This window comes from Candidatus Dedyshia acidiphila (genome assembly GCF_051025295.1).
Lineage (GTDB): Bacteria > Acidobacteriota > Terriglobia > Terriglobales > Acidobacteriaceae > KBS-83.
Map to the genome: position 1 here is coordinate 12,789 of NZ_JBMGJV010000019.1, position 12,396 is coordinate 25,184.

The 12,396-nt window shown below is 61.7% G+C and carries 6 protein-coding genes; all 6 read left to right on the forward strand.

Features of this window, described 5'->3' with window-relative positions; translation table 11 throughout:
- The first annotated feature begins 535 nt into the window (after positions 1 to 535).
- The 6 genes from AC5IJH_RS09620 (at position 536) to AC5IJH_RS09645 (ending at position 12,352) form a co-directional block, all read left to right on the forward strand.
- Complete coding sequence (locus AC5IJH_RS09620) at positions 536 to 3,934, forward strand: TonB-dependent receptor (RefSeq protein WP_491902599.1); 3,399 nt, start codon at positions 536 to 538, stop codon at positions 3,932 to 3,934.
- Between the two features lie 200 nt (positions 3,935 to 4,134).
- Positions 4,135 to 5,613: a tetratricopeptide repeat protein gene (locus tag AC5IJH_RS09625; protein WP_491902600.1), complete on the forward strand. Its 1,479-nt coding sequence runs from the start codon at positions 4,135 to 4,137 to the stop codon at positions 5,611 to 5,613.
- Positions 5,614 to 7,404, forward strand: a complete 1,791-nt coding sequence (locus AC5IJH_RS09630) for a CRTAC1 family protein (protein ID WP_491902601.1) — start codon at positions 5,614 to 5,616, stop codon at positions 7,402 to 7,404.
- Positions 7,405 to 7,628: 224 nt separating this feature from the next.
- A complete protein-coding gene (locus AC5IJH_RS09635) occupies positions 7,629 to 7,862 on the forward strand; it encodes a hypothetical protein (RefSeq protein WP_491902602.1) in 234 nt (77 codons plus the stop codon).
- Positions 7,863 to 7,920: 58 nt separating this feature from the next.
- A complete protein-coding gene (locus tag AC5IJH_RS09640; RefSeq protein ID WP_491902603.1) occupies positions 7,921 to 10,650 on the forward strand; it encodes a carboxypeptidase regulatory-like domain-containing protein in 2,730 nt (909 codons plus the stop codon).
- Between the two features lie 709 nt (positions 10,651 to 11,359).
- Complete coding sequence (locus AC5IJH_RS09645; RefSeq protein ID WP_491902604.1) at positions 11,360 to 12,352, forward strand: hypothetical protein; 993 nt, start codon at positions 11,360 to 11,362, stop codon at positions 12,350 to 12,352.
- Positions 12,353 to 12,396 lie beyond the last annotated feature (44 nt).

The window sequence follows — 12,396 nt, forward strand, 5'->3', positions numbered from 1 at the left end:
CAGCAGCCAGGACCGTGCGACTCCATGATTCCCGAACATCCTCTTGTGCTAGAGAGCAAGGCTGGTCTCCTCGACCCGTAGCCTCAGCATGGCGGTGATCCTGGGACGATCTTAGACGGCTAGGGAGCGCGCTTCTAGGCCCGGAGCGAAAGCCAACGAACGCCGGCAGAGGTTCGCATTCAATGGCTTCCAGATGGAAGTGGCCAGGATTCAACGCAAACTTCACCGCGGAAGCGGGGGGCGCCATCCCAATTCCCTACAGGTCGAGAACGCGCAAACCTCGCCCTTCCCTCCCCCCTCTTTTTTCCTGGTCTGCAGAATTCGTCACTTTCTCTGACTCGGTTCACCCCGCCAGCAGCATCAAATTTGTCGCAGCCTCGTTTTTGGCGTGCGCAAATCGACCGGCAGTCTGCAGACAGCATGCGCCGGATCGGACTTACTGAACTTCCTACCGTGGCGCATTGCCGCGGTGGTAGTCTTTTCCGTTCAATGCAAGCGCTTTCAACGCTACTCTGCAGCCTTTTCAGGAGAGTCAATGATGCCCCCCGCATACTCACCCCTGTCCCGGGCCACGTCTCGGACCCCGTCTTCCTTCCTCCACCGCATCGCACCCCTTTCCTGCGTTCTGCTGTTCCTGCTGCTCGCCGTTCCCGGTTTCGCCCAGTTCAGCGCGAGTGTCCAGGGCACGGTGACGGATCCATCCTCCGCCGTGGTGCCAAATGCCACGGTTACGATCACGAATATTGAAACCAACCAGCAGGCGACCACCCAGACCGATCCCTCTGGCACCTATCACTTCGAGAGCCTCGGCCCCGGCAGCTATCAGATTCAGGTGAACGCGGCCGGCTTCGGCCCGCAGAGCGTTCCGGTCACCCTCCAGACAGCCCAGCGCGCCGGCGTGAATGTCACGATGCGGGTCGGCGGGTCCAGCAGCCAGGTGCAGGTGAACGCCACACCGCCCGCGCTGAATCCGGAAGAGAATCGCGTGCAGACGACGCTCGATACCGAGCAGGTGCGCACCCTGCCGTTGCAGAATCGTGGCACGCTCAACCTGGTGAATGCCGCACCCGGCGTTGGCGGCTACTCGCAGAATCTAGACAACTTCCAGAACGAGCAGACTCCGCAGGCTAATGCAAACGGCCACTTCTTCGGCAGTAATCTGTACGTCATCGACGGCATCGAGAGCGACAGCAACATCACCGGCGGCACCAACAACATCACGCCAAACCCGGACTCACTGCGCGAGATCTCGCTGCAGACCAACACATTCGCGGTGGATTACGCAGGGGGCGCCGGCGTTACCACCGAGCTCACCACCCGCTCCGGCGTCAACAAGTTCCACGGCACCGGTGAGATCAGCTACTACAACCAGGATCTGCAGGCGCGCTACTTCTTCACCGCGCCGAACAGTGCCATCCAGCCCTACCGCCGCTTCGAGTACGCCGCCACACTGGGCGGTCCCATCTATAAGGACAAGACGTTCTTCTTCGCCTCGGTGGAGAAGCTGGCGTCGTTGCAGCCGAATGGCACCAACTTCTTCGCCAATGAGGATCCAGCATTCGTCTCGCTTGCGCAGCAGCGCTTCCCGAACACCACCGGCACACAGATCTTGACCAGGTTTCCCGCCGTCGGGATCAACTTCCAGAGCGTGAAGTACTACACCTCGCCTGATCTGGCGACGCAATGCTCCACGCCCACCGGCGCCTGCAATGTTCCGTTCATCGACAACGTCAACCAGACGACGGCGCCGTTCAACAACGGCCTGCAGTACAGCCTGCGACTGGATCAGAACTTTCGCGGCGGCCGCGACCGCATCTACGCCTACTACTTCAACATCAACCACCAGGTCCAGACGATCGACCCGCGTCCGGCCTTCAACAGCGTGACGGGCACCTTTAGTTCGCTGTACTCGATCAACTACACGCACGTGTTCTCGCCCAGCCTGCTGAACGAGGCTGCGTTCGGCTACAAGCGTGTATCCGGCGCGCGCAACGCTCCTGAACCTGCAGTGCCTGAGCTCGCGCTCAATAACAAATACGGTGTCGGCGCCAACGGCAACCCCGCCTTCGGCGGCGGCTTCGGCCCTGGCAACTTCGCCCAGCACCAGTACACGTGGCGCGATGTCGTCACCTTTGTGCGCGGGCGCCACGATATCCGCGCCGGCTTCCAGGCTTCGCATGGCAACGACTCCGCCGACTTTGCCGGCAACTACGCGCGTCCCAGCTTCTCGTTCAACAACGGACTCGCCGATTTCGTGCAGGACAAGGTCTACCAGGAGAGCGGCGTCGCCTACGATCCGCTGACCGGGCAGGTCAAGCCCTTCCAGTTCGGGGTCCAGGGCAACAACTTCGGCGCGTTCGTGCAAGACAACTGGAAGCTGAAGGCGAACCTCACGCTCCAGCTCGGTCTGCGCTGGGATGATTTTGGCAATCCGCAAGGTTTCAAATACCGCACCTACACGTTGATCTCGAACACGATCCCGGTGCTCTCGACCAAGCTACTCAGCCCCGGACAGATCGATGCGCAGTTCGCCAACGCCTCGATCCGCGTCAGCAAGAACGTGTTCAATGGCAGCCTCAACAACAACTGGTCGCCGCGCATCGGCTTCTCCTGGGCGCCCGGCACCTCCGGCCGCATGACGGTTCACGGAGGCGCCGGCCTGTACCGCGACCAGATCAGCCTGGGCCAGGTCGTGGACCAGCTCCGCGGCAACCCGCCAGGCTGGGTCACGCCCAATTTCGGAGTCAACACCGGCAACCCGACGCAGCCCATCTACAGCTTCGGCACCAGCAATGTTTACCCCTACGGTTACATTCTGCCGGCCTTCCAGTCCGGATCGCTCGATGCGCACGGCGGCATCGTCGGGTCGGCGAGCGCGGTGCAGGGCATCGATCCGAACATCACCACTCCTCCCACCTTGAACTACGCACTGGGCATCAGCCAGCAGCTCGGCCTGAACGCGATCGCTGGCATCACCTACACCGGGTCCTACTCGTGGGACCAGCTCTCCGGCACAGACTTCAATCGCAGCGCCGGCGATCTGATCCGCAACAACGGCAGCCCCAAGCGCCTGAACCCCAGCTTCGGCAGCCTGATCTATGCGGGCAACTTCGACCAGGGCAACTACAACAGCGTCATCTTCTCGCTGCAGCAGCGCTATAAGACGGTGGACTACCAAGCCTCCTACACCTGGTCGCACGCACTGGATTACGGCACCTGCAGCACGCGGTACGTGTACAACAACGGCCTGGACTGCCCACCTGACCAGCATGGCCTGGGAACCAGCTACTACGGCAGCTCCTCCTTCGACCAGCCGAACACCTTCAAGCTCTCCGGCTCTTATCAGATCCCCTCACCGAACCAGCGGCTGCTCAAGATCGTGGCCGGCGGATGGCAGACGACGCATCTGTTCGTTGCGGAGTCAGGGACACCCTGGACTGCTGTAAATTACAACTCCTGGGGAGGCGGCGCCGACGATGGCGGTCTGCTGGTCGACGGTCGCTTCACCAGCGTGACTGCCGGCGACTACAACGCCGACGGCAATGCTCAGGACTTTCCGAATGTGCAGCCAAACATCCGCCATAAGTTCACCCACAGCGACTACAGCCGGAAGGGCGGTGTGTTCGGTCGCGACATCAACGGCGAGCCAATCGGCTTCAGTGCGCCACTGCCCGGGACCGAGGGCAATGAGCACCGCAATACCTTCCGGAATCCGGGCGTGTTCGAGTGGGACGCGAGCGTGCTCAAGAACAATCCACTACCGTGGTTCGGCGGGGAAAAGGCCAACCTTCAGTTGCGCGTGGACGGCTTCAACGTGATCAACCACACCAACTTCGGCACGGTGGATTACAACATCGGCTCCGGCACCTTCGGCCAGGCACTCTCCAGCCTGCAGCCGCGAATCATTCAGCTGGGCGCCCGGTTCGAGTTCTGAAGCACTGATTCAGAACTCTCTCCGAGTGACATCCGTACAAAAGCCGCGCCAGGTTCGCCTGGCGCGTGCTGTTTGTAGACAATAGGCACAACATGCCGTCGCTCCTCCAGCCCCCGGCCGTGATATGCATCTCTCCCGAGGCGCACCGCCGACCGAGCACTCGCCCCGCATGGCAAGCGTTGATCTTCAGGCGTGTGCAGATGTGCGCGATCGCACTCGCGTTCGCCATGTTGGCACGCACCTCGTCTGGCCAGACACAATCCCCAGGAACGCCCGAGCAGTTGCTCACCGAACATCAGTACGCGGCCGCGCTCAGCAGCGCCGAACGTGCCTTGGCTGCACATCCGGGCGACGCTCACTCCTCGATGGTGAAGAGCCTGGCGCTCGCTGGCCTCGGCAGAAATGCGCAGAGCCTGGCGAGCTTCGACCAGACCTTGCGGCTGACCCACGACAGCGTTCCGGTGCTTGAGGCCGCCTCCCAGGTCGCCTATCAGGCGCGCGATGCGCGAGCCGCGACGTATCTCAATCGCCTGCTTGCCCGCGACCCTGCCAACCAGGTGGCTCACGCTATGGCGGGCGTGCTCGCGTACGAGCGCCACGACTGCCCGGCGGCCAATGCTCACTTTGTTCACGCGGGCACCGCGCTGCGCGGCAACGTCGAGGCAGAGATGCAGGAGGGCGATTGCCTGCTCTCGACGGGGGACACCGGCCCGGCTGTCCTGCTGTTCGAGCGCCTCGCTGCGGAACACCCGGATCGTCCGGAGCTCGAGTACGACCGCGCGGTCGCTTACGTGCAAGCTGGTCGATGCCGCGATGCCGTTCCCGTCCTGCAGGCGCTCGATGCAGCGGGCCAAGGTATGCATGGCGACACGGTGAACCTGCTCGGTGCGGCCTACAACTGCGACCACAAACTCGAGGATGCGATTGCGGCCTATCGGCGTGCAGCGCAGCAGAACCCCCACGACGAACGCAACTACATCGACCTGGCCACGCTCAGCATGGAGCACGAGTCCCCTGCCGCTGCACTGGACATCCTGAATGCGGGCATCGCGCAGAATCCGGAGTCCGCAGCCTTGATCGCGCTGCGTGGCGCCGTTCGCGCCCAGACCGGAGCCAATGATGCCGCCACTGCAGACTTCGAAGCCGCCGATCGCCTGCAGCCCTCACGGCTCTACGGAGCGGTCGGGCTCGGCGTTCTGCTTCGCGACAGTAGCAAGTTGCAGCAGGCCGAGCACTTACTCCGGACGCGGCTGCGCTCGCACCCGGCTGACCCCACGCTCCACTATCTGTTGGCGGACGTGCTGGTGCGCGAGGGCGCCTCTTCCGGCGAGGCACGCTTCAACGAGGCGCATCGGCTGCTGAAGCGCGCCATCACGCTCGATCCCACGCTGGCCGTTGCCTACGGTGAACTTGGCAAGCTGGACCTGAAGACCGGGCACACCGAGGAGGCGATCGCTGAGCTTGAAAGCGGCGTGCGCTACGACGCGAACGATCGCACATCGCTCAACCAATTGGTCGCTGCATATCGTCGCATAGGACGGACCGAAGACGCAGCACGCGTCGCCGCCCGCCTGGGCAGCGCCGTTGAACACGATCGCGCAGAGCAAACGGAGCGCAACCGCGTCCACCTGACCACTGCGCCACCACAAGCAGCCGGCTCGGCGACCGCACGAGACTAGATGCCGACTCGCAGACAGACCCTCCAGGCATTGCTGGGGACCGCCGCTTACTCCGCCGCCTCCGCTCTCTTCGGCCAAGGCGTGGCGACGCGCAAAGTGAAGCCGCAGGCGCGTCTCCGAAGCACCGCGCCTCCCTTTGGGGCTCGATTTACGGACGTGGCCCAAGCTGCTGGCCTGCACGCTCCCGTCATCTACGGAGACCCGTCGCACAAGGACTACATCCTCGAAGCGATCGGCTGCGGCTGCGCCTTCTTTGACTACGACAACGATGGCTGGCTGGATATCTTCCTGCTCAGCGGACAGCGCCTGGGCGAGACACCAGGCGGCACCACCAACCGGCTCTATCACAACAATCGCGACGGCACCTTCACTGACATCACACACGATGCGGGCCTGGAACACGTGGGCTGGGCCTGCGGTGTCTGCGTGGGTGATTACAACAACGACGGTTACGAAGACCTGTTTATCACCTACTGGGGTCAAAACAAGCTCTACCGCAACAACGGCAACGGCACCTTTGCCGAGGTCACCGGGCCGGCCGGCCTGCTGTACGAAGGCAAGAAGCGGTGGGGAGCAGGATGCACCTTCGTCGACTACAACCGTGACGGGCACCTCGATCTTTTCGTCTCCAATTACATCGACTTCGATATGCAGAACGTGCCGAAGCCCGGCGCCAACGTGAATTGCAATTTCCGCAGCATCCCTGTGAACTGCGGCCCTCGCGGCCTGCCCTACGGCCGGCATTGGTTATATCGTAACAACGGCGATGGTACGTTTACGGACGTCAGTGACGCTGCCGGCGTCAGCCGCGTGAAGGAGACCTACGGACTGACCGCCGTGGCCGCCGACTTCGACGATGATGGCTGGCCGGATATCTATGTCGCCTGCGACTCGGTACCCAGCGTGCTCTTCATGAACAACCACGACGGCACCTTCCGTGAGGAGGCGCTCGCGCGTGGCGTGGCGCTGAGCGATGACGGCGTGGAGCAGGCCGGGATGGGTGTGGGCATCGGCGACTACAACCTCGACGGACGGCTCGACATCTTCAAGACACACTTCAGCGACGACACCAGCGTGCTCTATCGCAACCTGGGCAAGGGCAACTTCGACGACGCGACCGAAACCGCGCACTTGGCGGTGGAAACACGCTTTACCGGATGGGGCACCGGGATCGTCGATCTGGACAATGACGGGAACCCCGATCTGCTGCTGGTCACCGGCACGGTGTATCCGGAGGTGGAGGCCAAGCTGCCGGCGTACCCCGCGAAGACGCCGCGCGTCGTGTTTCGCAACCTCGGCAACGGCCGCTTCGACGAGCTTGTCGCGGAGGCTGGTCCCGGCATTGCTGCTGCTCACTCCAGCCGCGGCGCTGCCTTCGGCGACTTCGATAATGACGGAGACATCGACGTCCTTGTGGTCAACCTGAATGAGCCGCCGTCGCTGCTCCGCAATGATCTGCCACGCGGCGCAGGCACGCACTGGATCAAGGTGAAGCTGATCGGACGAACCTCAAACCGGTCTGCTATCGGCGCGCGTGTCACTGCGCGATACGCCGGCAAGCGGCAGGCACAGGAGGTGCTCAGCCAAAGCAGCTTCTTCTCAAGCAACGACCCCCGACTGCACTTCGGCCTGGGGCACGTCACGTCAGTTGACCTCACCGTGCGCTGGCCAAACGGAAACGAACACGTCTACGCCGCCGTGCCCGCGGACCAGATCGTCACCATCGATGAGCGCGATGGCCTCCGCATGCAGGCGGCCGGGAAGACCGGGACGGCGGAGAAGAAGCGGTAGCCAGCCGTTGCCGCCGCTCTGGATCCACTTCTTCCCTGCACCCGGTGAGGATGGTATCTATCAGCATGGCAGGGGCGGAGTGACAGTCGCATTTGACTCAACTTCGGAGTGCAGAGCATCATAGTGAAGCGCTGTCTGCTGCGACTGTCCTTTCAAACGTGATGTATTCGGCTAAATTCGCGCGGGTCCTGGTAACGCTACTATGCGTGCTTTTGGCCGTGTTCATGACAGTTGAGATAGCCCATCATCACCCGGCGGGAGTCCCCGACGGCGCTCCGACTCAGTGTCAGTTCTGCGCGACAGCTCACGTCGCCATCGCCAGCCAGCCCTCGTGGCTGACGAGCTATGTGCTTCACCTGATCGGTATCGTCTCCATTGGTGAGACCTCCCGCGGCTCCCGTACCGTGGTGCAGACCGCGTTCATCCGTCCGCCCCCCGTCGACCCTTCTTTCGCCTAAGAAGCATTTCGACATTCAGGTTTCGTAACCTCTTGGGGGTTCGTGTATGCACTCGTCTTTGGGACGTGCCGTTCATGTTTTTCTCCTCTCTTTCCTGTTCCTTTCCATCCCTGCGCTGCTGGCGCAATCCAACTCGGGCGTACTTACGGGCACGGTCACGGACCCTGGCGGGGCCATTCTCCCCGACGCCACAGTCACCGTACAGAACCCGGTCAGCGGACTCATGCGTACCGCCACGACCGATAGCGCCGGGCACTTCCAGTTCACGAATCTGCCGTTCAACGCCTATCACCTCACGGCGGAGGCGAAGGGATTTGCGGCGGTCGCCAAAGACACCTCGATTGAGTCCACGGTACCGGTGGATCTGCATGTCGCATTGAAGATTGCCAGTGCGTCGACCACCGTCACGGTCGAATCGAGCGATCTGGTGCAGGACGACCCGACGTTCCGGACCCCGGTCGATCGCAATCTCTTCGCGAAATTGCCGCTCGAGAGCCAGTCCTCCACCCTCAGTTCACTTGTCACGCTGGCGTCCCCAGGCGTCGCGGCTGATTCGAACGGTCTCTTCCACGGCCTTGGCGACCACGCGTCGAACTCCTTCTCGGTGGACGGTCAGCCGATCACGGATCAACAGAGCAAGGTCTTCTCAAACCAGATTCCCTCCAATGCGATCCAGTCGATCGAATCGATTCCCGGTGCTCCTCCCGCCGAATATGGAGGTAAGACGAGCCTGATCATCAACGTCACCACGCGCTCTGGCCAGGGCATGAACACGCCGCACGGCGAAATCACCACATCGTATGGCACCTTCGGCTCGGTCACGGGCGGCGCGAATGTGGGTTACGGCGGGACGAGGTGGGGTAACTTCTTCGAAGTAGACGGCCTCAACACCAGCCGCTTTCTGGATCCTCCCGAGTTCAAGGTCTTCCATAGCAAGGGCAATGAGCAGAACCTGTTCGATCGCGTGGACTATCAGTTCACGCCGAAGGATTCGGCTCACCTGAATTTCAACTACAGCCGCTCCTGGTTCCAGAACCCCAATTCGTACGACAACTACGGCATACAGAACGTGCTCAGCGGGGGAACGACGGCATCGCCCGTGATCGGTTTCGTGGGCGATACCGATCAGCGCTCAAAGATTCAGACCTTCGACATCGCCCCGCTCTATACGCGTGTCATCGGCGCCGATGCAGTGCTCAACTTCGGTGGATACGTTCGCAAAGACTCCTTCCACTACTACCCCAGCGCCAACCCTCTGGCTGATCTCGGACCACTTCAGAGCGAAAGCATCACGCAGGCTCGCACGCTGACCAACGCCGGACTGCGCACCGACTATACCCTGCAGAAGGGCCGTCACACGATCAAGGCCGGGGCCACGTATCAGCAAACATTTCTGCGAGAGCACGATGACATCGGTTTGATCAACTCCACGCTGAATGCTCCTTGCGTCGATAGCGACGGCAATCCTATCAGCGGACTCACCGATCCAGGGCAGTGCGCCGCATCCGGCTACGCGCCGAACGATGGCTCAGACCCGAACGTGGCTGCGACACCGTTCGATCCAGTGCTGCTGCCCTACGACTTGACACGTGCCGGCAGCGAGTACAAGTTCTTCGGCCACACCGACGTGAAGGAGCTGGGACTCTACATCCAGGACCAGATCAAGGCCGGTGACTGGGTGTTCAATCTCGGCATGCGTGGCGACCTCTACAACGGACTCACAGTCGCTCGCCAGGCGGAGCCACGACTCGGCGTCGCTTACAGTGTGCGGCCGACGAACACTGTGTTGCGCGTTTCGTACGCGCGCACACTGGAGACACCGTTCAATGAAAACCTGGTCGTCTCCAGCCTGGGCTGCGGCAACGATGTGCTCGCTCCTCTGCTCAGCTGCAACCCTGGCGTCTCGACCACGGTGACCCCGGGCTATCGCAACGAGTTCCATGCTGGATTTCAGCAAACCTTCGGCCCGCATCTCGTCGTCAGCGGCGACTACATCTGGAAGTACACGCACAGCGCATTCGACTTCTCGATCCTTGGGAACACGCCCATCTTCTTCCCGATTGACTGGCACAACTCCAAGACGCCTGGGTTCGTGCTGCGCGCCAATGTGCCCACGTATCACAACTTCACTGCCTTTGTAACCATGTCGTCAGTGGCGGCGCGCTTCTTTCCACCGCAGAATGCCGGCGCCGGCGCCACCGTGGGCCAGAGCGGCTATCCCTTCCGCATCGATCACGACGAGAAATTTAACGAAACGACTTACATCCAGTACCAGGTCCCAGGCAAACGCGGGCCCTGGCTCGGCTTCAACTGGCGCTATGACAGCGGCCTGAATGCGGGATCGACACCGTGCTACAACGTCACCGATCCAAACAGCCACTGCGGCGGCATTTTGCTCAACGGTCTCCCGGCGATCGATCTCAGCGGCTTCACTGCCGATCAGGAGTACGAAGCCGGACTGGCCTGCGACGGAGTGAAAGCCACTCCAACCAATCCGCTGCCGAGTGCCTGTCTCGCGACGCAACTCACATCGAGCCTGCTCTCCATCCCGGCGCCGGGAACGGAGAACGACGACCGGAATCCCTCACGCGTGCGGGCGCGAAGCCTGTTCGATGCTTCCGTCGGAGACGACAACGTGTTGGGGGGTGAAAAGTACAGATGGAGTCTGCGACTGACCGGGGTCAACCTGGCCAACAAGACGGCTCTGTACAACTTCCTCTCCACCTTCAGCGGCACCCACTACGTCACTCCGCGAGCGCTCACAGCAGAGATCGGCTTTCACTTCTGATCCAGCGATAGCAGCCATAGAGAGCTGAGGAGAAGCTGCATCCTCCTCAGTTCTCCTGCTCGGGATTCCGGGAGAGCCGCATGTCGGGTGAACTGAGGCTGGGGAGAGGGAGCAGGCGCGCCGTGCGGCGTATCGTTTGGAGCCGCGGCGAACTCGCGTCCTTTCTGCTCCTGATCGTGATTCTGGCGATCGTGGCAGTGGTGACTGGCCTTTGGGTAGGTACACATCACATCGATTGATCTGTCGCGGCGAGCAGCCCGCTGGCGCCATGTGCGCACGCCGTACGAACCTCATGCGTTGCTGCACCGACCCCATGATCGGTGGCGCCTTACAGTCCACTCGTCTCCAGACGGTCAGCACTGCTCACGTGTGGCTTTGCATTCCAGAAGACCGTATGCTGGTCTAACGAGATGCCTCTACGTCAAGGTTGCGCTCTGTTGCCGCACAATCGCGACGGGCATACTCGCCAATTCAACGGCCCACAGGATCCATGAACCATTTCCGGCGCTGCCCCTTGTTCTCCCTGCAGATCCTCATCTGCCTCTGCTTTTCGTTGCTGTGCGTCGCCGCCTCTTACGCGGAGCCGACAGTCCATGTCAGAATGTCTCCCGACGCGTGGCGGACAACGGGCGATGCTGCTTTCGCACAACGGAAGGGCTTTCCTAGCGGCGTTCTGGACGTTAAGACAGGCTCAGCCATCCCTCTCGGAGTGACCTTTCTGAACGGAACGATCGAATTCGATATGGGGTTCGTGGGACATGGCATTCTCGGCCTCAAGTTCCGTGAACGCGATAAAGATAACGCTGAGGTGCTCTACTTTCGGCCGCAGCCGCATTGTGAGACGTCGCCCGACTGCATCCAGTACATGCCCGAGGCCCATGGCGGATTCGAGTGGGATCTTTATGACCAGTACCAAGGCGCCGCGCCGATCCATTCGGAAGGTTGGAACCACATCAAGCTGGTCATCTTCGGCCGGCGCATGAATGTGTACGTCAACGGCGCGACCAGGCCGACGCTCTCCGTCGGGCGACTCGCAGGGGAAGAGTCGACAGGAGTTCTTGATTTTCATGGACCAGCGTCTGTGGCCAACGTCACCGTTTCACCAGGCCAGGTGAATGGCCTCACGCCCCTTGCGATCTGCGATGCCGAGTGCAAAGACCCGCGTTTCGTGCGGAACTGGCAGATCTCTCCAGCCAGGTCCCAGCCAACAGCGATGGATAAGTCGCTCGACGCAGAGATTGGCGCCGCAGCACCCTACTCAGATCTGCCGCCAACGAGGTCGGCCTGGCGTTCTGTGACCTCCGAGCCGGACGGTCTGGTCAATCTCACGCGTGAGGTTGGATCGGCCAAGGCGGGTTCGGCGATCTCGCTTGTCTGGATGAAGACCACGATCGATTCCGATCGAGAGCAACAGAAGCGGGTCTCGATCGGATTCATTCGCGAAGTCTGGGTGTACAGCAACGGGAAGCTTATCTACGCCGATAAAAACCTCTGGGGTGTGCCGAAGGCGAGCAAATCACCGGATGGTCGACTCGGTATCGAGAATGGATCCTTCCTCCTGCCACTGCACAAAGGCCGCAATGAGATCGCGATCGCGCTGGATGACAATCTGCCCGGGAATACGCAGCACTTCGGCTGGGGAATGAAGCTCCGCCTAGACAACCTGCACGGCATTCGACCCGAGCCGGCGAAAGGCATCTAGCACCGCGACTAATCTCGCCGGCCGCCACGCTTTGCGTCGATTGC